Raw genomic sequence first — 24,770 nt, forward strand, 5'->3', positions numbered from 1 at the left:
GCGCGTGGCGCCGTCGGGCGTTAGGGAGAACCCCAGATCCTAAGCAGTCGCCGCGTTCGTATGAACGATGATTTTCGAGTTTCGATATGCGTTTTGCAGAACGCGGGCGCATCTGCCGGCACGCTTGGCGCTATGATCGTTGCGTCTTTGGCCGCCCTGGCGCCTTACTTGGAAACCCCACGCATGAATGACCGCCTACACCAGACGCTGCTTCGGTTTGACCAGTACAACGGCACCGACCCGAACCTGTTTACGTGGCAGGGCGAGACCTGTCCGCAGGAACTGTTCCTGGCGCAGAAGCTGCACGAGTGGGTATTGAAACTGGCGCCCGACGCATCGTTGCCGCTGGTGCTGGCGTCGCGCTGCCAGCACATCGGGCGTTGGGAAATCAGCCGCAAGAGCTATCCCGACGGGCGCGTGGGCTATCTGACGTGGCGCAAGGCCTTGGCGCGGCACCATGCCAGCGTCGCAGAGGCCATCCTGCGTGAGACGGGCTACGAGGACGACGTGATCGATCGCGTCAAGACCATCGTGATGAAGCAGGGCATCAAGCAGGACGCCGATGTGCAGACCATGGAAAACGCCTTGTGCCTGGTGTTTCTGCAATATCAGTACGAAGCCTTCCACCCGGCCCATGGCGAGAAGATCGTGGAGATTTTGCGGAAGTCTTTGCAGAAGATGGACCCGGCGGGCCACAAGTGGGCGCTGACCTTGCCGTATAGCGCGGCGGGGACGGCGTATCTGGAGCAGGCGCTGGCGGCGTAAAGGGCGGCACACGCGGTTCACACGTGGTGGTTAACACGTGGCGGTTAACACGCACCACGAGCAAAAACACACAAGCCCGGCCGCGACGATGACGTCGCGAGCCGGGCTTGTTGCCGTCGTGCAAGCCGAAGCTTGCGAAGGCGGTAGGACTACGCAGGCTTGTCGGTGGACGTGTCGTCGGCAGCCTTGGCCGATGCGTCGCTGGACGAAGCCGGCGTGTCGACGGATGCCGAGTCAGCTGAGATGTCCGTGGGCTTGTCAGCCGAAGACTCAGCCGAAGACTCAGCCGAAGACTCAGCCGAAGACTCAGCCGAAGACTCAGCCGAAGACTCAGACGCAGACCATGCCGAAGATGCAGCCGACGACTCGGGCGACGACTCAGCGGGCGCTTGCGGTGACGATTGGACCGGAGCCGTGACAGGCGCCGAGACCGGAGCAGCGACGGCGGCAGAGGCCGAAGCGGCGGTGTCGGTGCCCGCAGACGCATCCGCGGCAGGCGCTTCGCCAGAGGCAGCGGCAGCCGCGGCTTCCTTCTTGGCCTTGTTGCGGGCGGCGGCGTTCTTGGACGCGCTGCGCGAGGCCATGCGCTTGGCATGCTTGGCTTCGTTGGCGGTGACGGCGCCCGAGGGTTCGCCGTTCAGGTCCACGCGCGGCGCGTCTTCCACCATGCAGGCCCAGTAGCGGCGGCCATCACACCAGGTCTTGACCGCTTCCTTGATCTGCGCCTCGTCCAACTGCAAGGCCTGGGCATGTTGCACCAGGTCAGCCAGCACGCCCAGCTTGAGCGGCAGCTTCGGGGCGGGATTCTTGGGGAAGGCGTTGGGAAACTGGCGTTGCAGGCGCGAGATCGCGACCACGACCGGGTCCACGGGCGATTCGCGGCGTTCGCGCTGCGGGCGCTGACCCTTGTCGCCGCCTTGCGAGCGGGCGTTCTTGTCGCCGCTTTGCGAGCGGGCGTGCTTGTCGCCGCCTTGCGGGCGCGGACCCTTGCCGCCACCAGGCGGGCGAGGTCCTTTGCCGCCGCCTTGCGGACGCGCGTCTTTCTTGGGGGTAGGCTCTTCAGGCGCCTGCTTGGTGATCAAGGCCCGGATCGCGGCTAACTGTTCTAGTCCCATTTGCTACACAAAAAAAAGGTTGAGGCCGAGAGCATCAGCGCTCGGGCGGCAATCCAGACAGCACGACAAGCAGTGCCAGGAATAAAAGAATGCCGAACGCGGCCAGGGCAAACGGCAGTAGTAGAACATACACGCCGCGTTCTTGCCCTTGTCCGTGGGCCAAACCCGCCGCAATCGACATCCGGACGGGGGAAAAAATACCCATTGCCGTGCCGGAAACGTGTAACAGCGCAGCCGCTGCCGGCGCGTTCAAACCCGCGTTAAGCGCCAATGATAGCTGCGACGGCATGAACAAACTATTCGGCGCGTTGCCGCTGTTGGCCAGAATACCAAAGGCGCCGGCCAGCAAGGGCGTGATCAGCAAGGTCCATTCCCGCAGCGTGGCGAACAGGCCATCGGCATAGGCTTGCGAGATGCCCGCGCCGGCCAGCACTTCGGCCATCATCGCGAACAGGAAGACGGACATGACCGCGTGGCGGCCCGTGTGCCAGGCGACGCGCGCCTGGGTCTTCAACGCGCGTGGCTCGCGGCGCCAGGCGGCCAGTGCCAGCGCGCCCGCGATCAGCCAGCTGCCGGCGTGCAAAAAGGGCTTCCACGCGGGCAGGTCGTTGAAGGGCTGGATGTCGGCCCAGGCGCCCAGCGCGTGATTCAACGCGGGGACGAGCCGTGTTACGGCCAGGCAGGCGATCACCAGCATGTAGGGCAGCGCGCGTCGGGCGGCGGCCAGCGCCTGGGCGCGGTTGGGGCGGCGGTCCAGTCCGAAGCGCAGCACGATCAAGGGGCCAAAGGACGCCAGCAGCGCTGTTTCGGGGCCTAGCACGGCCGTGGCGGCGCTTAGCAGTCCCAGGCTGGCCGTGATCCAGGCGGCTTCGCGCGCGTGTTCGGCGGTGTCGGCGCGCAGCCCGGCGTGGCGCGCGGTGCGCCAGAAAAGCAGCATCCATACCGCCATCAGCAAGGCCACCGCCACCATGCTGTACAGCGCAAGTTGCGTGGCGGGCACGCGCGCATACGCGGATGCCAGCAAGGTGCCGCTGCCCATCGCGCCCCAGGGGATCAGGGTCTGGCTCAACAAGGCGAACACCATGATGTCGCGCGGCTTCAAGCCCAGCGGGCGGATCAGCAACACGGTGCCCAGCATGCCCACGCCAAAACCCGTGGCGGATTCCGCGAAAGGGCCGATCAGAAAACAGGCAAAGAACAAGCGCCGTCGCCGGGCCAACGGGTCATTCAATTCGGGGTGTGCGGCGCCGGCTTGCGCGGGCGACTGGCCCTGCGAGGCCATCTGCCAGAACAGCAGGCCGCCCAGAATGTAAGGCGTGATGATCCAGCCGATCCATGCCCCACGCTCAAGCGTCACCGCCAATTGCGCCCCGCCAAAGTGCATGGGCGCGGCGAACAGCGCAATGGGGATGGCGGCGCACAGCCCCAGCACGGCGGCCACCGTGGTGTTGACCCGACCGCTGGCGATGGCGCCGATCACGGTCAGGGCGGGCAGGGACCACAGCAGATAGATCATCGGCGGGCGCTGACGTTAATGCCGCTTGTTAAAGCCGCTTACCGCGGCGCGGCCCTGGTTGGCGAACGCAGCACGATCTGCGTGATTTCCGAGGGGCGACCCAGGCGGACCGGGAAGCCTGGCCACAGCCCGGCGCCATTGCTGACGTACAGGTGCATGCCGTCCACGTCGTATCCGCCCGATACATAGCCTTCATTGGCCAGTTGCGTCAGCAGATGCGGCCCCAGGATCTGCCCGCCATGCGTGTGGCCGGACAATTGCAGCCCGGCCCCGGCTTGCGCATTCTTCGCCGCGCCGATGGGGCGATGGCTCAGCAAAATGACCGGGTCCGTCGCCCGCACGCCGTTCAGGGCACGCGCCACGTCGGGCACGTCCTCGCCGTAGGCGGCCGCCATCTTGTCCGTGACGCCGGCCAGTACCAAGCGCTGGCCGTTTGGCTTCAGGGTCACGTGCTCGTTCAGCAGCAGGCGCAGGCCCAGGTGTTCGAAAGCGGGCAGCCAGCGTTGGTACTCTGCGTAGTACTCATGGTTGCCGGGAATCGCGTAGACGCCATGGCGCGCGCGCAGCGCTTGCAGCGGCAGCACATCGGCCGCGCGGGCGTGGGTGGTGCCGTCGACCAGGTCGCCCGTGATCACGATCAGGTCGGGCTTCAAGCCGTTCGTCTTGTCGACCACGGCCTGCATCCAGGGCGCCTCCAGCAACCGGCTGGCGTGCAGGTCGGTCAACTGCACCAGGCGAAAGCCGTCCAGCTCGGGCGGCAGCTTGGGCAAGGCGATTTCAATGGTTTTGACGTCCGGCACGCGCACGGCTTGCCACACGCCGATGGCCGACAAGGCCATGGCCAGCACGGCGGCGGTGGCGCCCCAGCGGCGCGCCGCCAGCAGGCCCCGACCGCGCGCGCGTGACACGGCGTAGAGCACGACCCCGGCAACGTCGCGCACCAGCAACAGCATGGCCAGCAAGAGCAGCCCGCCGAAGAGCCAGCCCAGCGCCATGATCAGCGTGGCGGGGATTTCGGGGGAAGCCATCGAGCCGAAGAAGTGGCGCGTCACCAGATGGTGTTCGGCAATGGCAATCAGCAAGGCGGACAGCAGCAGCTTGGCCGGCTTGGATAAAGACAGGGGCAGGACGAAACGCCAGATGACGTAGAGACTGATCAGTCCCGTGAAGACATGGAACACGCGGTGATTCCTACTGGTGGGGCGATGGATGTGGCGGGAACAGTGCCGGAGAAGGCCGGCCGAAACCAGCGACATTATGCCGGTGCCACATGTCGGTGCTAAGGCTTGTGCTGACGACTAGTCAAGAAAACCACGCTGGCGATTCGGCAACAAAAAACCTGCGTCGTATATCCGCAACAACAGATAGTTATGAGAATTAGTCGCATTACACTTCCTCCGCACATCAATAGCCCACCCAGGGAGAGGAAGCCAGCATGCAAGAAGCCAGGCCGCAGCGCCGCAAACCCCGTATTCACTCTGCAACCCAGCCCGGCTTCCCTCCACGCCGCACCGCTGTGCTGGTGCTGATGGCGCTGGCGTCCGCCAGTGCGGCCGCGCAAGACAGCGCCGTCGCCACCTTGCCCACCGTGCAGGTGGTGGGCGAGGGCGACCCGACCACGACCGAAGGCACGGGGTCCTACACGCCGCGCGCCACGGCCGCCGGCACGGGCCTGCCGCTGACGCTGCGCGAAACGCCGCAATCCGTCACGGTGGTGACCCGCCAGCGCATGGAAGACGAAAACATGCTGTCCCTGGCCGACGTCATGGCCAGCACGCCGGGCATCTCGGTGCAGAACTACGACAGCGAGCGCTATTCGTTCAGCTCGCGCGGCTTCTCCATTTCCAATTACCTGTACGACGGCGTGCCCACCGACTTCGACACGGGCTATGCGGGCGGCGAGTCGTCCCTCGACCCCATCATCTATGACCGCGTGGAAGTCGTGCGGGGCGCCACCGGCCTGTTGACCGGCTCGGGCAATCCGTCGGCGTCCATCAACCTGGTGCGCAAACACGCCACCAGCCGTGAATTCAAGGCCGACGTCAGCGTCAGCGCCGGCAATTGGGACACCTATCGCGGCACGCTGGACCTGTCCACGCCGCTGAACACATCCGGCAGCGTGCGCGGCCGCATCGTGTCGGCCTACCAGGACAACCATTCCTACCTGGACGGCTATCAGAACAAGAAAAAGATCTTCTACGGCGTGGTGGACGCGGACCTGACCTCGCGCACCACCTTCAGCGCGGGCTTCAACTACCAGGACAACGACCCGCAGCGCAGCAGTTGGGGCGGTTTCCCGCTGTGGTACGCGGACGGCGGTCGCACGGACTGGAAGCGGTCGCTGAATACCGGCGCGGACTGGAGTTCCTGGGCCAGCACCACCTCGGGCGGCTTTGCCAGCCTGGAACACCGCTTTGACAACGACTGGCGCGTGCAGGCCGTGGCGTCCCATTCCAAGCACGAAATGGATGGCAAGCTGCTGTACCTGTACGGCTGGCCCGACCGCGAAACCGGCTTGGGCGTGAACGGTTCGCCCGCCTGGTATGTAGGCGACCGCAAGCAGAACAGCCTGGACCTGAAAGCCTCCGGCCCGTTCACGGCCTTCGGCCGCCGCCACGAAGCGGTGGTCGGCGCCAGCTTCACGCGCCAATACGCGGACTTCGACTATCGCTCGGCGCTGGACGCCGCGCCGGTGGGCAACTTTTTCGACTGGGATGGCTCCTATCCCGAACCGCAATGGAGCGACACCGCCGTCACCGCCAGCCGCTACACGACCAAGCAAAGCGGCTGGTACGGCGCGCTGCGCCTGAACCTGGCCGACCCCTTGAAGCTGATCGTGGGCGGGCGCTACAGCACCTGGAAGACGGACTCGGTGGGCTTTGGCGGCGGTAACCGCACGGCCTTCGACAAGGACGCCTTCATTCCTTACGCCGGCCTGCTGTACGACATCAACGAGACCTACACGGCCTACGTCAGCTACACCGGCATCTTCAACCCGCAAAGCTATCAGGACCGCAACGGCAGTTGGCTGGACCCGCTGGAAGGCAAGTCCTATGAAGCCGGTATCAAGGGCGAATTCCTGGAAGGCCGCCTGAACGCCAGCGCCGCCATTTTTCAAGTCGAACAGGACAACGTCGCTCAGACCGACCCGGGTTACTTGGTACCGGGTTCGATCAACCAGGCATACCGGGCCGCACAAGGTACTCGCAGCCGCGGCTTCGACCTGGAGATGTCGGGCGAAGTGACGCCGGGCTGGAACGTGGCGGCCGGTTGGTCGCATTGGACGGCCCGCGACGGTGACGGCGCCCCCATCCAGACCAACCAGCCGCGCTCGCTGGTGCGCCTGTTCACCACCTACCAGTTGCCGGGTGATTGGAACCGGCTGACGGTGGGCGGCGGCGTCAACTGGCAAAGCGGCGTCTACACCATCGCCAGCGGCCCCAACGGCGACGAGCGCGTCAGCCAGGGCAGCTACGCCATCACCAACCTGATGGCGCGCTACCGCTTCAACCGTAACCTGTCGGCGCAGTTGAACGTCAACAACGTGTTTGACCGCAAGTACTACAGCCAGGTCGGCTTCTATAGCCAAGGGGCTTGGGGCGCGGGCACCAGCGGCATGTTGACGATGCGCTACCAGTACTAGGCTTGGCGGCGCTCATGCGCTTGCGCATAGCGCCACCGGGCAGTCACGCAATAGCGCGGTCAAGGGCACTTCGCCCGCCGCGTTCGCATTGACCTGCCCGCCCGACAACACGTTGCGCAGCGCGCCCGCTTCGATATCCGGGGGCAGGACCACGCGGGTGCCCTCCCAGTAGCGGCAAGCCTGCGCGGCGTGGTCTTCCGTGTACGGCGCCAGTGCCCGCGCGCACAGCCGGGGCGCCACCGCCACAACGCTGCGCCCCTCATGTCGGCGCACATAGGCAATTACGTGCGCCGCGCGCGGGCCGATGACGGCAAGCGGCGTGCAATCCCCCAGGCTGAACAGGTCGGGGTGGCGGGCGCGCAGCGCCAGAGTGCGGCGGATGAGTTGCTGCTTGATGGCGCCGCTGCGCCAGGCGGCGGCGTCGGTGGCCATGGGCAGATCGACATCCGCCGCCTTCAGCAACGCCGCCCGTTCGGCGTAGTCGACAGGGCGGCGGTTGTCGGGGTCGACCAGGCTGAAGTCCCACAGGTCGGTGCCTTGGTACAGGTCGGGCACGCCGGGTAGCGTGTTGCGCAACAAGGTCTGGGTCAGGCTGTTCACCAGCCCGGCGGGGGCGATGCGCAAGGCCCAGGCGCCGATGTCGCGCAGCAGCGCCTGGCCATCGCCCGGGTCTTGCAAGCCCATGATGCAGGCACGGGCGGCGTCTTCGTAGGCGGCGTCCGGATCGGTCCAGCTTGTGTGCAGCTTGGCTTCACGCAGGGCCTTTTCCTGCCACTGCGCGATGCGTTCAAGAAATTCAGAGACAGACGCGGTGACCTCGGCACTGCCGTCATCGAGGCTTTCGGCCGATAGCGACAGCGGCCACGCCCCCACCAGGCTTTGCAACAGCAGATAGCGGTCGGCGGGGCTGGGCGCCCCCGGCTTGGCCAGGCGCGGTATCCATGCGCCGACCATGCGCAGCCATTCGTCGGGCGCTTCAGTCAGCACGGCGAGCCGCGCGCGCGTGTCTTCGCCGCGTTTGTGGTCATGCGTGGCGGTGGCCAGCATGGCGTGGGGATGCGTGCGTGCGCGCGCCGCGCTTAGCGCATGGAACGCTTGCAGCGGCAGCGCGAAGCGCGTGGGGCTGGAACCGACTTCATTGCGCGACAGCAGCGGGCCACGGCGGTAGAACAAGGTGTCTTCCAGTGCCTTGGCCGCCAGCGGCGGGGTCAGTTGCTGGAAGCGGCGCAAGGCTAGCGCGCGGGCTTGCGTTACGGCGGTGTCGGCCACGTCCTGTTGCGCCGCACCGCCCAGCCATTCGTCAATCTGTTCCAGCAAGCGGGCGTCAGCGGTGCCGTCGCCCAGCGCTTCCCGCGCCTGGTCCACCGCAACGCGGCACCAGTGCGCATCTGCCGGGCTGCGGCCCCCGTCTTCCGCATAGCTGCGGTACACGGGAAACGCCGCCAACAACGCCGTCAGCACGCGGTCGATGGCCGGACTAGTCCAGTCGTGCGTGCGCAGGTCGAAGCGGGCGATGCGCGTCAGCGCGCGCACCAGCGCCTGTCGTTCGGCGGGGAAATGCCGCGCCAACATGCGGTGGCGCGCGTCGCGCAGTTGGGCAGCGGCGTCGCGTGGGTCGCCACTTAACGCTACCCAGCAGCGTTCAAGCTGGGCCTGCGCCTCGGGGGCGTGCAGCAGTGCGCCCACCTGGTCCATGAAGTCGTAGCCGGTGGTGCCCTCGGTGGGCCAGCGCGGGTCCAGCGATTCGTCGTCGGCCAGGATTTTTTCAATGATCAGATAGGCGCCGCCAGGCCGGCCGGCCGGTTTGCGCTCGCTATCCGCTTGCCGCAAGGCATGGCGCAGGCGGCGCAGATAGGCGCCGGGGCTGGCCAGGCCGTCGATGTGGTCAATGCGCAAGCCGTCCAGCACGCCTTCGCGATACAGGCGCAGCACCAGGCCATGCACGGCATCGAAGACCGCGCCGTCTTCCACGCGCACGCCAACCAGTTCGCTGATCTCGAAGAAGCGGCGCCAGTTGATCTGTTCGGGCGCGGTGCGCCACCATGCCAGCCGGTAGTGCTGACGTTCCAGCAGCGCATGCAGCCGCGCGCGGCCCGCCTCGTTGCCAGGGTCGTAGGCGGCGCACAAGCGTGCGAGGTCGCTGCGCTTCAGTCCGTCGTGGGTGAGTTCGTCGGTTGCCGACCCGCCAGCCAGCGAGCCCGGCGCCAGCGGCAGGCGCTGGCCACCCGCGTTGATATGGCAGGTACCCGTTTCCGCATCGTGTTCCAGGCGGATGTCGCCCGCCGCCAGGGCCTGGCCGTATAGGTCGCCCAGCACGGGCAGCAGCACCTTACCGCGCAACGCGGGGTCGGGCGCGTCCCAGTCGATATCGAAGGTGCCGGCGTGCGCACTATCTTGCCCATGTTGCAGCACATCCGCCCACCAGGGGTTCGAGGCATGCGCCGCCATGTGGTTGGGCACGATGTCCGCAATCAGCCCCAGGCCGCGCGCGCGCGCGGCGTCCGCCAGGCGGCGCAAGGCGGCTTCGCCGCCCAGTTCGGTGCTGACGCGCTGGTGGTCGATCACGTCATAGCCGTGGGTGGACCCTGCGCGGGCCTGGGTAATGGGCGACAAGTACAGGTGGCTGACACCCAGCGCGGCGTAGTAGGGAAGCTGCGCGCGGGCGTCGTCCAGCGTGAAGCCGGCATGCAGTTGCAGGCGCGCGGTGGCGCGGGGGATAAGCGTCGTGTTCATGGCCGACCCCGCAATGCGCGCACCGGACGCAGTCGCGCCTGGCTGGTGGGCGCGCTCAGGCAGTCCGCCACGGACAGCGGCACGCGTTGACGCCAGTTGGGATGGCGGCTGGTGGTGCCGGGCAGGTTCGGCTGGTCCAGTTGCCCGGTCAGGTCTTCCAGCGGAACCAGCATCAAGGGGCAGGGCGTGGCGGCGACAAAACCCAGCAGCTCGGCGCTGGGCGTCTGGCGCGGAAGCGGCAAGGTGGATGCCGTTGGCGAGCAGGCCTGCACCGCGCGCCACAGGGTCGCGCGGTCTTCAAGACGCTCGGCGCGCAGCTCCGCCTCGTCCTGGTCTGGCGCCAGCAGGCGCAGCCGGGAACGCCACAGAATGTCTTGCGCGTGCCACCAGCCTTCCAGCGTGGGCAGATCGTGGGTGGTGGTCATGGCGACGGCATTGGCCGGCCAATGCGAGGGCGGCGTAAAGTCGGGCGGCACGGCGGACGGGGCAGGCGGCGTGGCGCTGTCCGCCCCTGAGTCCGCCCCTGAGTCAACCCCTGAATCAGCCGCCGAATCAGCGCCGCGCATGAACCACAGCACGTCCATGCCCAGCACCCCATGCGCTTCCAATTGCGCGTCAAACCCTTCCGGCACCGTGCCCAGGTTTTCACCGACGATCAGCGCGCGGTGCAGCCGGGCTTCCAGCGCGGTCAGGCGCAGCAACTGCTGCAAGGGATAGCGCAGATAGCCGCCATCTTGCGGGCTGGCGCCGTCGGGAATCAGCCACATCCGGGCCATGCCCAGGATGTGGTCGATGCGTAACCCGCCAGCGTGCGCCAGACTGGCGCGCAGCATGGCCAGAAAGGCCGAGTAGCCAGAGGCCTGCAAGGCGGTGGGTGACAGCGCGGTCAGGCCCCAGCCTTGGCCCAGCGGGTTGTACAGGTCGGGCGGCGCGCCCACGCTGGCGCGTGTCATCAGGTCGGCGTGCCGGCTCCAGGCGTGGCTGCCATGCGGGCTGCCGCCCACGGCCAGGTCGGCCACCACGCCTACCCGCATGCCGGCATCGCGGCCCGCGTGCTGCACCCGCTTCAGACTTTCGGCCGCGAGCCATTGGTTGAACATGTGCGCGTCGACATCATGGGGGTGTTCTGCCGCGTAGCGTTGCGCGGCGGATGAGCGCGGGTCATGCAATTCGGCGGGCCATTCGGTCCAGGGCACGGGCGCGCCCGCCGCCAGGCTGTGCTCGGCGTGCAGGGCTTCGAACAAGGCGTGCTCGAACAGGTCTGGGCCGGCCGCCGCCCGGTAGCTGTCGTACGCGCTGCGCTGCTCCGCGCTGGCGTGAGTGGTGAAGCGGTCGTGCAGGCGGCGCAGCAGTTGCTGGCGAAACCCCGCCGCCGCGGGCCAGTTGATCAGGGGTTGCGCGTCCAGCACAGGCAGGCGCGCCTGGGTCATGCCCGCCAGCGCGTCGCGCACGGCGTCCGCGCCCAGGATGCCGGCGGGGTCGGCGTACAGCGTGTTCAGGAACAAGCGGCTGGACGGTGAATACGGGCTGCAGTGTGCCGGGTCCGCCGCGAACATGGCATGCACGGGGCTGATGGCCAGCGCGTCGGCGCCGGACGCGCCGGAGGCGACGGCCAAGTCATGCAGCGCGCCGAAATCGCCAAAGCCGTGCGTGGCCTGCGTCGGGTCGGGGGCAGGGCGCCGCAGGCTGTAGACCTGTACGGCCAGGCCCCAGGCGCGAGCGTCCTGCGCTTGCAGCAGTTCATCCAGCGACGGCGCGCGCGGCGGGCAGACGGCAAGCGTCGTCATCCCGGCCTGCGTGTGCACGGTGTAGTAACCGGGGCCTGCCGGCGCGCGCAAGGTCGCGGCGCCGTCTTGTCCCGCTGTGGTGCGGCCAGAGAGGGCCGGCCCAGAGGGGGATTCGAGTCGATACGTGCCCGCGCAGTCGGGTGGCAGCGGCACCGCCTCGCCCGGCAGCGCGATCAGCATCGCGGGCAGGTGCGCGCGCGCGGACAGGTCGGCCAGGCGGTGGCGGCTGTCGCGTATGTCCGCATCGGAATCAGCGGGCAGGTCCATGGCGGCCAGCAGCGCGCGCAAGGTGTCGGGCGACACACGGCACGGGCGCTGGCTTGCGTCGGTCCAGTGCTCGGCAATGCCGGCCTCGGCGGCAAGCTCGGACAGCCCGGCGTGGGCGGCGGCGCTCATGCTGCGTCCTCCAGCAGCCAGACGGTGCTCTCTGGGCAAAGGCTGCCTTGGCTCAAGGCGTCGAACGCGCCCGCGCGCGACTCGAACAGCAGCGACGAGGCCAGGGGCGGGGTGGTGGCTTGCTTGCGTGGCAAGGCCACGTGCATGGGCCCCAGGTTGACGTACGCCGTCAGCAGGGCGCCGTCGCCCAGGCGCCAGCGGGCATGCACGCTGTGGCCGCCCACGGCGCGCGCATACACGTTGCGCGCGCCGTCCAAGCGGGGCGCGATGACACGCAGGCGCAGATCCAGCAGCGCGTTGTAAAGGTTGCGCCAGGACTGTGCTTCCGCGCTGTCGGCCTGGTGCCAGGGCGCGCTTTGCTCCCAGGTGGTCTCGGCATTCGGGTCAGGCACGGGCTCGCCATTGGCGCCCGAAAACTCCGGGAACGCGGCGAATTCGCGCTGACGGCCTTCGCGCACCGCCTTTGCCAGCGCCGGATCCGTATGGCTGGTGAAGTACAGGAAAGGCGCGCGGCTGCCGCTTTCCTCGCCCATGAAGATCAGCGGAATCTGCGGCGCCAGCAGTTGCAGCGTGACGGCGGCGCGCAGGCGTTCGGCGTTCTCGGCAAGCTCGGTCAGCCGCTCGCCCCAGGCACGGTTGCCGGTCTGGTCATGGTTTTGCAGGAACAGCACGAAGGCCGTGGGCGGCAGGTGGCCGCTGGGTTCACCACGCGCCGCGCCTTGCCGGTAAGGCGAAGGCTGGCCTTGATACAGCCATCCTTCGCCCAGGCAGCGCGCCAGCGCCTGGGCGGGCTGTTCCGCATAGTCGGCGTAGTAGCCGCGGGATTCCCCGGTCAGCAGGTGATGCAGCACATGGTGCGCGTCGTCGTTCCATTGCGCGTCGTAGCCTTCCGTCAGCAGGCTGGCGCGGTTGTCGTCGTTTTCCAGCACCAGGTGCAGGTGGCGCTGCGCCGGCACTTGGCCACGGACGAAGCGCGCCAGTTCCACCAGCCAGTCGGGGTCGGGAATGGCGTGTACCGCGTCCAGCCGCAAGCCGTCAAAGCGGTATTCCGTCAGCCAGTACAGGGCATTTTCTTCAAAGTAGCGGCGCACGGCGGGCTGCCGGAAATCAATGGCGGCCCCCCAGGGCGTGGACACGTCGTCGCGAAAAAAGGGCGCGGCGTATTGGGACAGGTAGTTGCCGTCCGGGCCGAAGTGGTTGTAGACCACGTCCAGCATCACGCACAGGCCCAGCCCGTGCGCGGTGTCGATTAAGCGCTTCAGCTCGTCGGGCGTGCCATAGGCGGTGTCGGGCGCGTAGGGCAGGACGCCGTCGTAGCCCCAGTTGCGCGGGCCGGGAAAGTCGGCGATGGGCATCAGTTCAAGCACGGTGACGCCCAGATTGGCCAGTTCCGGCAGCCGTTCCGTCAGCCCGGAAAAACCGCCCGCAAGACCCGGGTGCGCTTCGTAGATGACGGCTTCGCGCCAGGGGCGGCCCATCCAGGAAGCATGTTGCCAGGGGTAGGAGTCCGGCCCCATGACGACGCTGGCGCCATGCACGTCGCCGTCTTGCAAGCGCGAGGCGGGGTCGGGCACCAGCAAATCGTTGCCGATGCGATAGCGGTAGCGCGTGCCGGGCGGGCAGTTCACATCCACCTGGGCGTAGCCGTCGGCATCCGCTTGCAGCGCGATGGGAACGCGCCCGTCTATCACCAAGGCCAGGTCGGCCGGGGCCGATGGCGCCCACAGGCGAAAGCGCGTGCGGCCGTCAGGCAGCGGCAGCGCGCCATGGGTATAGGGTTCGGGCAACACGGTCATGAGGCACTTCCGGGGATGCAGGTGGCGGTCAGCAGGACGAGGCTATGCGCCTCGACCGTGACCTCGGATTCAGAAACGGGGGCGGCGGGCACTTGCGTGGCGGAGTCCAGATCGCGCATCCAGGCTTGCCCGGGTTCGGGCAAGGTGAAGGTGGCCGGTTCGGCGCTGGGGTTCATCAGCAGCAAGGAAATATCGGCGCTGCCGTCTTCGCGCAGCGCCGCGCGGCGCAAGGCCATGGTGCGCAATGTTGGGTCGTCCCAGGCGGCCTGATCAATGGGCCCGCCGTGAGTGTCCAGCCAACTGATGGCGCTGACGCCCGGGCAAATCTCCTGCGCCGCGTCGCCAAAGCGCGCCGCGCGCAGGCTGGGGTGATCGCGCCGCAGCGCCACCACGCGCGCCACGAAGTGGCTGAGCGCGCGGCCCGCGTCGCTCTGCGCCTGCCCCCAGTCCAGCCATGACAGCGGGCCGTCCTGGCAATAGGCGTTGTTGTTGCCGTCCTGGCTGTTGCCGAACTCGTCACCCGCCAGCATCATCGGCGTGCCGTCCGACAGGAACAGGGTGGCCAGCAAGGAGCGCTGGACGCGCCCGCGCCGCTCAAGAATGGCGGCGTCTTCCGTGGGACCTTCCACGCCCCAGTTGTGGCTATAGTTTTCCGAATGGCCGTCGTTGCCATCTTCGCCGTTGGCCTCGTTGTGGCTGCCGTCGTAGCTGACCACGTCCTGGATGGTGAAGCCGTCATGCGAGGACACGAAGTTGATGCTGGCCCAGGGGCGGCGGTGGCGGCGGTCGAAGATGTCGCGCGACCCGCACAGGCGCGCGGCCATGTCGCCGCGCATGCCTTCGTCGCCGCGCCAGTAGCGGCGCACGGTGTCGCGGTAGCGGTCGTTCCATTCGCCCAGGCCGGGCTGGTGGTTGCCTAGCTGGTAGCCGTCGGGGCCGATGTCCCAGGGTTCGGAAATGAGCTTCACGCCGGCCAGCACGGGGTCTTGCAGCAAGGCGTCGAAAAAGCCCGAGCCGGGGTCAAAACCCGTGCCTTCGCGGCCCAGCGTGACGCCCAGATCGAAGCGGAAGCCGTCCACACCATACGACTGCGTCCAGTAGCGCAAGGAATCCATCACCATTTGCAGCACGCGGGGGTGCGACACGTTGACGGTGTTGCCGCAGCCGGTGTCGTTGATGTAGTAGCGTTCTTCGCCCGGCATCAGCCGGTAGTAGCTGGCGTTGTCCAGCCCGCGCCAGGACAGCGTGGGCCCCAGCTCGCTGCCTTCGCAGGTGTGGTTGTAGACCACGTCCAGAATCACTTCCAGGCCGGCCGCGTGCAAGCGCCGCACGGCCTGGCGCAGGTCGTTGGGGCCGCGTTGCAGATAAGTCGGTTCCGGCGAAAAGAACGACAACGTGTTGTAGCCCCAGTAGTTGCGCAAGCCTCGTTCCAGCAGGAAGCGGTCTTGCAGGAAGGCGTGCACGGGCAGCAGTTCCACGGCCGTGACGCCCAGCCGTTGCAGGTGTTCGATAAAGCGCGGGTCCGCCAGCGCGGCGCAGGTGCCACGCAGGGGCGGGCGCAAGTCTTCGCGCTGCATCGAGACGCCGCGCAGATGCACTTCGTAGATGGTGGTGTCCGTCCACGGGGTGTTGGGGGACTTGCTGTTGCCCCAGTTGAACGGCACGTCTTCGGTCACCACGGCCTTGGCCATGGCCGGCGCGCTGTCGCGGCGGTCCATCGACAGGTCGGCGCGCGCGTGATTCAGCCGGTAGCCAAAGAGCGCATCGCTCCAGCTTACGGGCCCGGTCATCTGGCGGGCGTAGGGGTCCAGCAGCAGCTTGTGCGGGTTGAAGCGATGGCCGTTGCGCGGATCATACGGGCCGTGGGCGCGATAGCCGTAGATCAGGCCCGGCTGCGCGTCCGGCAGGTAACCGTGCCAGATCTCGTCGGTGCATTCGGGCAGGTCGAAGCGCCGCAGTTCCTTGCGGCCGCGGGCGTCGAAGATGCACAGTTCGATGCGGGTGGCGTTGGCCGAGAACACGGCGAAATTCACGCCCAGGCCGTCGCTGGTGGCGCCTAGCGGATACGGCTGACCGGTGGTGAGGCGGGTGAACTGAGTGGGGTCCATGGATTCAGCCTTGGTGCGTGAAGAACAGGGTGGCAAGCGGCGGCAAGGTCAGCGATAGCGACTGGGCGTGGCCGTGGGCGGCCTGGTCGGAAGACTGCGCCGCGCCCTGGTTGCCTTGGCCCGAGCCGCCGTACCAGCCGGCGTCGGTGTTCAGGGATTCGGCCCAGCGGCCGCCCAGGGGCACGCCGACGCGGTAGCCGTGGCGGGCGACGGGGGTGAAGTTGCAGACGGCCAGCATCAAGGACGAGCGGCCCCGGCGCAGGAACGCCGCCACGCTGTTGTCGGCGTCGTCCATGACCAGCCAGGCAAAGCCGTCGGGGTCGGTGTCTTGCTCGTGCAGCGCGGGCGATTCACGATACAGCCGGTTCAGGTCGGCCACCAGGCGCTGCACGCCCTTGTGGCCGGCGTCGTCAAGCAGGCTCCAGTTCAGCGAGGCGTCGTGATTCCATTCGGCGGGCTGGGCCAGTTCGCCGCCCATGAACAGCAGCTTCTTGCCGGGGTGCGCCCACATGAAACCCAGGTAGGCGCGCAGGTTCGCCAGCTTGGTGGCGGTGTCGCCCGGCATCTTGTTCAGCAAGGAGCCCTTGCCGTGCACTACTTCGTCGTGCGAGAGCGGCAGGATGAAGCGTTCGGAATAGGCGTAGGCCATGCCGAAGGTGACGTCGTGATGATGGTATTTGCGATGGACCGGGTCTTCGTGCATGTAGCGCAGCGTGTCGTGCATCCAGCCCATGTTCCATTTGTAGTGAAAGCCCAGGCCGCCCTCGGCCACCGGCGCGGTCACGCCCGGCCAGGCGGTGGACTCTTCGGCCACCACGATGGCGTCCGGCGCTTGTTCGCGCACGGTGCTGTTCAGTTCGCGCAGGAAGGCCACGGCTTCCAGGTTTTCGCGGCCACCGTATACGTTGGGTATCCATTCGCCGGGTTGGCGGCTGTAGTCGCGGTAAAGCATGGAGGCCACCGCATCCACGCGCAGCCCGTCAATATGGAATTCCCGCAGCCAGTGCACGGCGCTGGCGATCATGAAGGCTTTGACCTCGGTGCGGCCCAGGTTGTAGACCAGCGTGTTCCAGTCGGGGTGATAGCCTTCGCGCGGGTCGGCGTATTCGTACAGCGGCGTGCCGTCAAAGCGCGCCAGCCCGTGGGCGTCATTCGGAAAGTGGGCGGGCACCCAGTCCAGAATGACGCCGATACCGGCGGCGTGGCAGCGGTCGACGAAGCGGGCGAAGGCGGCGGGCGGACCAAAGCGCGCGGACGGCGCGAACATACCCAGGGGTTGATATCCCCAGGAGCCGCCGAAGGGATATTCCATGATCGGCATCAGCTCCACATGCGAGAACCCCATGGCTTCTGCGTAGGCGGGCAGCTTGTCGGCGAGCTGGTCCCAGACGCAGCGTTCGGCGTCGGGCGCGAGCCATGATCCGGCGTGCACTTCGTAGATGGAAATGGGAGCGTGGCGCGCTTGGCGCTCTGCGCGGGAGTACATCCATGCGTCGTCCGTCCAGGAATAGGGGGTGGGGTCGTCAACGACCGAAGCGGTGGCCGGCGAGGGCTGGGCGCGGCGCGCCATCGGGTCGGCCTTGAATACGATGGCGCCCGAGTTGTCGGTAATGGCGAACTTGTAGCAATCGCCCGCCATGACGCCGGGGATGAATAGTTCCCACACGCCGGCCGCGTGGCGCAGGCGCATGGGATGGCGGCGGGCATCCCAGCTATTGAAGTCGCCCACCACGGCGACGCGGCGCGCATTGGGCGCCCAGACCGCGCAGCGCAGGCCGGGCACGCCCTGCATCTCGTCCAGGCGCGCGCCCAGCACGGACAAGGCGGCGCGCCAGTCGCCGCTGGCTAACCCAGCCAGATCCGCGTCGGACAGCACCGGGCCGAAAGCATAGGGGTCTGGCGTGATTTGTTCGGTGTCGGGCCACTGGATGGCCAATTGGTACGAGCCCGGGTCGCCGGGCCGGGCGTCGGGGACCGCCCCGGTGTACAGGCCCTGGGCTTGTTCGTGCAGCGGCAGACGCGCGCCGTCGGCGGTCACCACCGCGACCGCGCGCGCGCCGGGGACCATCGCGCGCACCACGCCGTCGTGCGGACCCAGGACCGAAAACGGGTCCGCGTGCTGGCCCGTGGCCAAGGCCTGCAAGCTGGCCGGATCAAGCTGGCCTGCCGGCGGTGACGACGGCGGGGAAGCGGACAAGGGAGGCGGCGACGAAGCGCCGTTGTCATGACGATTCATCGTGATTGTTCCTCGGCGCTGATCGCCGCATCTTGCAAGAGTTCGCGTGCCAGCTCGGTCAGGGCACACAGCGGAATGGAGATCCAGTCCGGGCGGTGGGCGGCTTCGTAGCTGACTTCGTAGGCGGCTTTTTCCAGTTGCGCCAGCTTCAGCAGCGTGTCTTCTTGCGCGGCGGGCAGCGCGATGGCGGTGGAGGCGGCCTCTTGATAGCCCAACAGGAAGGCCTCGACCGCGCGCGAGCCAAAGCGCGCCAGCAGCGTGTCGCGCAAGTCCTGCGGCACGCCCGGGGCGGCGGACGAATCCCCGGGGCCCGCGTTGGCGTCGGTGGGCGCGCCGCCCATCGGGTCGCTACGGGCCACCGACGCGGCGGCATAGTCGAACGAACGCAGCATGCCGGCCACGTCCTTGTACGGCGTCGTCACGCTGCGGCGGGCTTCCAGCGTCTGGATGGGCTCGCCTTCGAAGTCGATCAGGTAGGCGTCCGTCTGCGCCACCAGCACCTGGCCCAGATGGAAGTCACCGTGTACGCGGATGAGCGGCGCGCCCGTCAGCGCCTGCGCCATGCCGTCCACCTGCTTGACCAGGCGGCCATGATGTTCAAACAACCATTGCGCGCAGGCGTGCGACGGCGGCTCCAGCCGGTCCTGCGCGGCGCGCAGGTCTTGTTCGGCGCGATCCAGTTGCGCGATGATGCGCGCGGCGTGCGCCTGGGCGTCTTCCGTGGTGGCGGTGTGGACGGGAAAGGCGGGGTCGTCCGTGGTTTGGGCCAGCGTGTTGTGCAGCTCGGCCAGGCGGCGGCCAATGGTGCTGGCCATGACCGTATAGCCTTCCAGGCTGGCTTCGAATTCCTCGGGGCTATGGCCGCCCAGCAGCGCGGCGCCCAGCGTGCGTTTCAGATAGTCCAGCGTCCAGGTCCAGGCGTCGCCCTCGTTGGTGACGAAGGCGTGCAGCACGGCCAGCGTGTGGGGCACGCCGTCTACGTCTTCGCGCAGCACCTCGCCCAGCAAGGCCGGAATGTTGGCGTAGCCCGCGCGCGTCAGGTGGCGCGATATTTCCACTTCGGGCGATATGCCGGGCTGCACGTTGCGGATCAGCTTCAGGATGGCTTGCCCGCCAACGATGACGGAACTGTTGGACTGTTCCGCGCTGATCCATTGCAGCGCGGGTTCCTCGCCGAAGTCCAGGTCGGACAGGGCGGGTTCAGGCAGGCAGCGGATGACGCCGGGCTTGTCACCCGGTTTGCCGCCGTCGCGCCCGTCCAGCGCCTGGCTGGCGCGCAAGGCCTCGATCACACCCTGCACGAAGCCGGGTTGCAGGAAGGCGTCGGCCAAGGTGCCGACTTCGGCGCCCCGGCGCACGCGCGCAATGGGGTATTGCACCTGGGCGGTTTCGTCCCAGACCAGCACGAAGGGGGCCTGGACGCGCAGGGGGTGATCATTGACCGGCGCGTTGGCGTTGTTGGCATCAGTGCCGCTGCCGCCGTCGCCGCTGCCGTCCTCGGGTTCCACTTCGGCCCAGTAGTATTCACCGCCATTGGCGTGAAACGGCGTGGCGTAGGCCAGCCGGGCGCGCGACGGCGCCGTGGACCCCGGAAACCAGCGCTGGCGCGCCAGGTATTCGGGCAGCACTTCCTTTTCCAGCGTGCTGCGCGACGCATCCGTCAACGCCGCGCCACCGCGCGACTTCAAGACCAGCGTCGTCAGCTCGGGCATCTGTTCGGGCGCGCTGGCATGCCATCCCGGCGGGGCGGCGTCCGAACTCAAGTCCATCCAGTAAAAGCCATAAGGCGGCAGCGTCAGCAGATAAGGCAGTTCGCCGATGGCCGGAAACGGCGTGCCGCCCAGCATTTCCACCGGCACGCGGCCGCTGAACGCTTGCAACGGCAGTTCCACGGGCTGCGCCGCGTTGGACAGGTTGGCCACGCACAGGATGATGGTGTCGTTCCATTGCCGCAGGTACGCCAAAATCTTGCGGTTGCCGGGCTGGATGAAGCGCAGCGTGCCCCGGCCGAAAGCGTGGGTCTGGCGGCGCTGCGCCAGCATGCGGCGCGTCCAGTTCAGCAGGGAATGCGGGTCGCGCTGCTGGGCCTCGACGTTGACGGCCTCGTAGCCGTACAGCGGCCCCATCAGCACGGGTAGCGGCAGGCGTTCCGGGTCGGCGCGCGAGAAACCGCCGTTGCGGTCGGGCGACCATTGCATGGGCGTGCGCACACCGTCGCGGTCACCCAGGTGCACGTTGTCGCCCATGCCCAGTTCGTCGCCGTAATACAGCACCGGCGTGCCGGGCATCGACAAGAGCAGGCTGTTCATCAGTTCTACCCGGCGGCGGTCGCGTTCCAGCAAGGGGGCCAGGCGGCGGCGGATGCCCAGGTTGATGCGCGCGCGCGTGTCGGCGGCGTAGACGCTCCATAAATAATCGCGTTCGCGGCTGGTCACCATTTCCAGCGTCAGCTCGTCATGGTTGCGCAGGAAGATGGCCCATTGGCAGGTTTCGGGTATGTCCGGCGTCTGCCGGATGATGTCGGTGATGGGAAAGCGGTCTTCCTGCGCAATGGCCATGTACATGCGCGGCATCAGCGGAAAGTGGAACGACATATGGCATTCGTCGCCGGTGCCGAAGTATTCCTGCGCGTCCTCGGGCCATTGGTTGGCTTCAGCCAGCAGCAGGCGGTTGGGATATTCCTGGTCAATCACCGCGCGTATCTGCTTCAGCACCTGGTGCGTTTCCGGCAGGTTTTCGTTGTTGGTGCCTTCGCGTTCCACCAGATACGGCACGGCGTCCAGGCGCAGCCCGTCCACGCCCATGTCCAGCCAATAGCGCATCACCGACAGCACTTCCTTCAGCACCTGCGGGTTGTCGTAGTTCAGGTCAGGCTGATGCGAATAGAAGCGGTGCCAGAAGTAGGCGTTGGCTTCGGGGTCCCAGGTCCAGTTGGACTTTTCCGTGTCGCAAAAAATGATGCGGGTGCCGGCATAGGCCTTGTCGTTGTCCGACCACACGTAGAAATTGCGGGCCGCCGAGCCGGGGCGCGAGGTGCGCGCGCGTTGAAACCAGCGGTGCTGGTCCGACGTGTGGTTGACCACCAGTTCGGTAATGACGCGCAAGCCGCGCGCATGCGCCTCGCGGATCAGTTTGCGCACGTCGGCCACGGTGCCGTAGTCGGGATGCACGCCCCGGTAGTCGGCAATGTCATAGCCGTCGTCGCGCCGTGGCGACGGGTAGAACGGCAGCAGCCAGATCGTGTTCACGCCCAGGCTGGCGATGTAGTCCAGCTTCATGATCAGGCCGGGGACGTCGCCCACCCCATCGTCATTCGAGTCGAAGAACGACTTCACATGCAACTGGTAGATGACGGCGTCCTTGTACCAAAGACCGTCATCTTTCTGGGGGTGGGTTTCACTGATCATATTGGGCTCCAGGCGCGGTCAACCATGCAGGGACAGGCGCCAGACTCGATAGGGTTGGTCGGGGGACAGCGTCACGGTGCGCGTCGCGTCGCGCCAGGTGTCGCGGCTGTCCGTCAGCAGGTCTTCGACTTCAAGGTGCGCGGGCCGGGCTTCACCGAACAACCAGAAGGGCACCTCCAGATGCGTGGTTTGCGAGTGGAAAGGGTCCAGGCTGATGGCGGTGAACACCACATTGCCCAAGCCGGGCGTGGCCTTCACGAAGGCCAGCACGCGGTCGTTGCCGCTGGGCACCGACGTCAGGCCGCGATGCGTTTGCAGGGCGGGGTTGGCGCGGCGGATCTGGTTCAGGCGCGCGATCTCGGCGCGGATGTTGCCGGGGGCACGCCAGTCGCGCTGGCGCAGCTCGTACTTTTCGGAATCCAGGTATTCCTCTTTGCCCGGCACCGGCGCGGCCTCGCACAGTTCAAAGCCGCTGTAGACGCCCCACAGGCCCGAGCCCATGGCGGCGAGGGCGGCCCGGATCAAGAAACCGGGGCGGCCCGAGGTCTGCAAGAACACCGGGTTGATGTCGGGCGTGTTCACGAAGAAGTGCGGCCGGAAAAAATCAGCGGGCGGCGGGTGCGAGATTTCTTCCAAATACGACTGCAACTCGGCGCGGTCATTGCGCCAGGTGAAGTACGTGTACGACTGCGTGAAGCCCACCTTGGCCAGCCGGTACATCATCTTGGGCTTGGTAAAGGCTTCGGACAGGAACAGCACGTCGGGGTGCTGCCCATGCACTTCGGCTATCAGCCATTGCCAGAAGGGCAGCGGCTTGGTGTGCGGGTTGTCCACGCGGAAGATGCGCACGCCGTTGTCCACCCAGAACAGCACCACGTCGCGCAGCGCGCGCCACAGCGCCAGCTTGCGGGCGCGGCGCGGCGGGCCGCCATAGAAAGAGACGTTAACGATGTCCTGGTATTTCTTGGGCGGGTTCTCGGCATAGCGCAGCGACCCGTCGGGCCGCCACGAGAACCAATCGGGGTGCTCTTTCAGCCAGGGGTGGTCGGGCGAACATTGAATGGCGAAGTCCAGCGCCATTTCAAGACCGTGATCTTGCGCGGCGCGCACCAGGCGCAAAAAGTCGGGCAGCGTGCCCAGCTTGGGTTCAATGGCGTCGTGCCCGCCGTCGGGCGAACCAATCGCATACGGGCTGCCCACATCGTCCGGGCCGGCGGTCAGCGCGTTGTTGCGGCCCTTGCGGTTGCTTAGGCCGATGGGGTGGATGGGCGGCAGGTACAGCACGTCAAAGCCCATTTCCTGGATGTCGGGCAGGCGTTCGATCACGTCGTCAAACGTGCCGTGGCGGCCGGGCTCGCGGGCTTGCGAACGCGGGAACAGTTCGTACCAGGCGCTATGGCAGGCTTGCGGCCGGTCGACCCAGATGGGGTAGGGGGTGGGCGTCACGGTTTCAAAGGGGCGGGCGTCCAGCGCGCGCATGGCAGCGGCCAGTTCGGGGCTGAGCAGCAGCGCGATGTGCGCCTCGGTGGGTCCCGTGCCCGCCTTCGGGTCGGGCAGGGTTTTCAACGCCTGCTTGACGACCGCCACGCTGTCGGCGGGATAGGCATGCTGGCTGGCGCGTTTGTCGGCTTCGCGCAGCAACTGCATGCCCTCGGCCACTTCAAGCTGCAGCGCAAGGCCAGCGTCGTGCTTGACCTCCAGGTCGTGGTGATAGGTCTGCCAAACGTCAAACCACGCCGCCACCTGGAATTCGTGCGGTCCGATTCGCCGGGGCCGAAAACTAGCCTGCCAGCGGTCGTTGGACAGCAGTTTCAGCGGCGTGCGTTTCCAGTTGGCTTCGTCGGCGGCGCGCCATCGCACTTCGCCCGCGATGCGGTCGTGCCCATCCATCAACAGGTCGGCCTGGACGGTGATGCGCTCATGCACCGTGCACTTCACGGGATGCGCGCCATCGTCCACGGCGGGCGATACGCTTTCAATGGCCACGCGCAGGCCGGCCCCGCCTTCGGTGCGCGGGCCGGGGTGGCGCGAGGCCTCGCGCACGGGCGGCATGGGCGTCACGGACAGCAGCATGCAGGCGCCGGGCGGCAGCGTGTCGCCGGCCAGGACGGGCGCGTCCGTCATGCGTTGGGGCAGGATGTCGCCGGGCGGCAGGCTGGGGGCCACCGCATCCCAATCGATGTGGGCGGGCTTGGCGTCGGCGGGGTTCAGGGCCAGCACGGCCGTGGCGCCGTCGGCGGTGTTGCGCAGGATCAGCGTGGCGCGGCCATCGCGGCCGCCCAGCACGCAAGGCAACCCCGCGGGCAACCCCGAGGGCAACCCCGTGGGCAGGTCCTGGCCGCTTAGCCATTGGTTGATGTCTGGAATCTGGGTGGGCGCGTCGATCTCGGTTTCCGTCGCCATCCAGCCATTGGCGGTAAAGGCGGCGGCCCAGGCGCCGCGTATATCCGCGTCAGGCCGGTTCGGGGCGTGGCCTTCCAGCGGCTGCGTGCTGGCCAGCACCGGCGCCACCCGCTGTAGCCGCGCGGCTTCTTCGGCCAGCCAGGCGGACTTGTAGTCCCACCAGGGCAAGGACGAAAACACGCCATCAAAACCGGCATCGCGCAGCGCGTCCAGTTGCGGCTGGGTCAGGCCGGGCGTCCACGCCAGGCAGCGGGGCGGGGTGGCATGTTGATGCAGCGGGGCCAGCAGGTCGCGCCAGCTTGCGGCGGGCAAGGCCTGCGGCGATTCAAAGACAAAACCGGCCACGCCCGCGTCAACCCAGCGCAGCAGTCGTTCAGCCCATGCGTTGGCAAACTCGGGGGGCGGTTCGCGGTTCAGCGCCATCACGCCCCAGGTGCTCAGCGGCAGGCGCGGGTCGCGGGCGGGGTCGTCAGGCGGCGCGTGGTACCAGCCGGGCTGCGCGGTAGAGGGGCTGGCATCGACCGACACGCGGTCCAGCACTACCCGTAGCATCAGCATCAAGCCTTGCGCCGTGGCGGCGCGCGCCTGGCGGCCAAGACGCTCGGTGATGGGCTCGGTGCTATCGCCTGCCGGACTCAGGTCGGCATCGATGGGCGCCAGCGTGCGCGCATCGGCCGGCCGCAGCCAGGGAGGCGGAATCAGCACGGCATTGAAGCCGGCTTGCTGGATGCGGGCCAGCCGGGCTTGCAGCGTGGCGGGGTCGCCTGCCGTCGGCGCGCCGTCCGGCAAACCCAGGGGCGCGTGGCAGATGCGCAGCGCGGCGGGCAAAGAGGGGACGGGCGTCGAAGCAGCAGCCATGGGCATT

12 protein-coding genes are annotated in these 24,770 nt (G+C 67.5%); 2 read left to right on the forward strand and 10 right to left on the reverse strand.

Annotation, left to right across the window (positions count from 1 at the left end):
- The first annotated feature begins 183 nt into the window (after positions 1-183).
- Entirely contained in the window at positions 184-765 is a 582-nt protein-coding gene (locus CVS48_RS18340; RefSeq protein ID WP_100857736.1) for a DUF4202 domain-containing protein, read from the forward strand.
- Between the two features lie 149 nt (positions 766-914).
- On the opposite strand, the gene CVS48_RS18345 is transcribed toward CVS48_RS18340, so the two are convergent.
- The 3 genes from CVS48_RS18345 to CVS48_RS18355 all read right to left on the reverse strand — a co-directional run bounded on the left by CVS48_RS18345 (position 915) and on the right by CVS48_RS18355 (position 4,577).
- Positions 915-1,847 carry a ProQ/FinO family protein gene (locus tag CVS48_RS18345; protein ID WP_100855676.1) on the reverse strand — a complete coding sequence of 311 codons (933 nt, stop codon included), beginning with the start codon at positions 1,845-1,847 and terminating at the stop codon, positions 915-917.
- A 67-nt stretch (positions 1,848-1,914) separates the two neighbouring features.
- Entirely contained in the window at positions 1,915-3,396 is a 1,482-nt protein-coding gene (locus CVS48_RS18350) for a hypothetical protein (protein WP_100855677.1), read from the reverse strand.
- Positions 3,397-3,434: 38 nt separating this feature from the next.
- On the reverse strand, positions 3,435-4,577 hold the full coding sequence (locus CVS48_RS18355; RefSeq protein WP_100855678.1) for a metallophosphoesterase: 1,143 nt from the start codon (positions 4,575-4,577) through the stop codon (positions 3,435-3,437).
- A 254-nt stretch (positions 4,578-4,831) separates the two neighbouring features.
- On the opposite strand from CVS48_RS18355, the gene fhuE reads away from it, so the two are divergent.
- Positions 4,832-7,039, forward strand: coding sequence for a ferric-rhodotorulic acid/ferric-coprogen receptor FhuE (gene fhuE, locus CVS48_RS18360; protein WP_100855679.1), 2,208 nt, complete (start codon positions 4,832-4,834; stop codon positions 7,037-7,039).
- A 12-nt stretch (positions 7,040-7,051) separates the two neighbouring features.
- Here the strand turns inward: fhuE and treY are convergent, their stop codons facing one another.
- Genes treY through CVS48_RS18395 form a run of 7 tightly spaced genes read right to left on the reverse strand, consistent with a single transcriptional unit; the run spans position 7,052 to position 24,763 of the window.
- Entirely contained in the window at positions 7,052-9,772 is a 2,721-nt protein-coding gene (gene treY, locus CVS48_RS18365; RefSeq protein ID WP_100855680.1) for a malto-oligosyltrehalose synthase, read from the reverse strand.
- Positions 9,769-11,955, reverse strand: a complete 2,187-nt coding sequence (malQ, locus tag CVS48_RS18370) for a 4-alpha-glucanotransferase (protein WP_100855681.1) — start codon at positions 11,953-11,955, stop codon at positions 9,769-9,771. The genes treY and malQ overlap by 4 nt, the downstream gene beginning before the upstream one ends.
- Complete coding sequence (gene treZ, locus CVS48_RS18375) at positions 11,952-13,751, reverse strand: malto-oligosyltrehalose trehalohydrolase (RefSeq protein WP_100855682.1); 1,800 nt, start codon at positions 13,749-13,751, stop codon at positions 11,952-11,954. Before treZ ends, malQ begins: the two co-directional genes overlap by 4 nt.
- Positions 13,748-15,859, reverse strand: coding sequence for a glycogen debranching protein GlgX (glgX, locus tag CVS48_RS18380; protein WP_100855683.1), 2,112 nt, complete (start codon positions 15,857-15,859; stop codon positions 13,748-13,750). Before glgX ends, treZ begins: the two co-directional genes overlap by 4 nt.
- A 4-nt stretch (positions 15,860-15,863) precedes the next feature.
- A complete protein-coding gene (gene glgB / locus CVS48_RS18385; RefSeq protein ID WP_100855684.1) occupies positions 15,864-18,095 on the reverse strand; it encodes a 1,4-alpha-glucan branching protein GlgB in 2,232 nt (743 codons plus the stop codon).
- Entirely contained in the window at positions 18,092-21,502 is a 3,411-nt protein-coding gene (gene treS, locus CVS48_RS18390; protein WP_100855685.1) for a maltose alpha-D-glucosyltransferase, read from the reverse strand. Before treS ends, glgB begins: the two co-directional genes overlap by 4 nt.
- Before the next feature lie 18 nt (positions 21,503-21,520).
- Positions 21,521-24,763: an alpha-1,4-glucan--maltose-1-phosphate maltosyltransferase gene (locus tag CVS48_RS18395; protein ID WP_100855686.1), complete on the reverse strand. Its 3,243-nt coding sequence runs from the start codon at positions 24,761-24,763 to the stop codon at positions 21,521-21,523.
- Between the last annotated feature and the right edge of the window lie 7 nt (positions 24,764-24,770).

The organism is Achromobacter spanius, assembly GCF_002812705.1.
In the GTDB taxonomy this organism is placed as follows: Bacteria; Pseudomonadota; Gammaproteobacteria; order Burkholderiales; family Burkholderiaceae_B; genus Achromobacter; species Achromobacter spanius.

Bases quoted from the DNA above. Each gene is read 5' to 3' on its own strand.
- malQ (WP_100855681.1), bottom strand. From the start codon at position 11,955: ATGAGCGCCGCCGCCCACGCCGGGCTGTCCGAGCTTGCCGCCGAGGCC.
- treS (WP_100855685.1), bottom strand. From the start codon at position 21,502: ATGATCAGTGAAACCCACCCCCAGAAAGATGACGGTCTTTGGTACAAG.
- glgX (WP_100855683.1), bottom strand. From the start codon at position 15,859: ATGGACCCCACTCAGTTCACCCGCCTCACCACCGGTCAGCCGTATCCG.
- CVS48_RS18395 (WP_100855686.1), bottom strand. From the start codon at position 24,763: ATGGCTGCTGCTTCGACGCCCGTCCCCTCTTTGCCCGCCGCGCTGCGC.
- treZ (WP_100855682.1), bottom strand. From the start codon at position 13,751: ATGACCGTGTTGCCCGAACCCTATACCCATGGCGCGCTGCCGCTGCCT.
- CVS48_RS18350 (WP_100855677.1), bottom strand. From the start codon at position 3,396: ATGATCTATCTGCTGTGGTCCCTGCCCGCCCTGACCGTGATCGGCGCC.
- treY (WP_100855680.1), bottom strand. From the start codon at position 9,772: ATGAACACGACGCTTATCCCCCGCGCCACCGCGCGCCTGCAACTGCAT.
- CVS48_RS18340 (WP_100857736.1), top strand. From the start codon at position 184: ATGAATGACCGCCTACACCAGACGCTGCTTCGGTTTGACCAGTACAAC.
- glgB (WP_100855684.1), bottom strand. From the start codon at position 18,095: ATGAATCGTCATGACAACGGCGCTTCGTCGCCGCCTCCCTTGTCCGCT.
- fhuE (WP_100855679.1), top strand. From the start codon at position 4,832: ATGCAAGAAGCCAGGCCGCAGCGCCGCAAACCCCGTATTCACTCTGCA.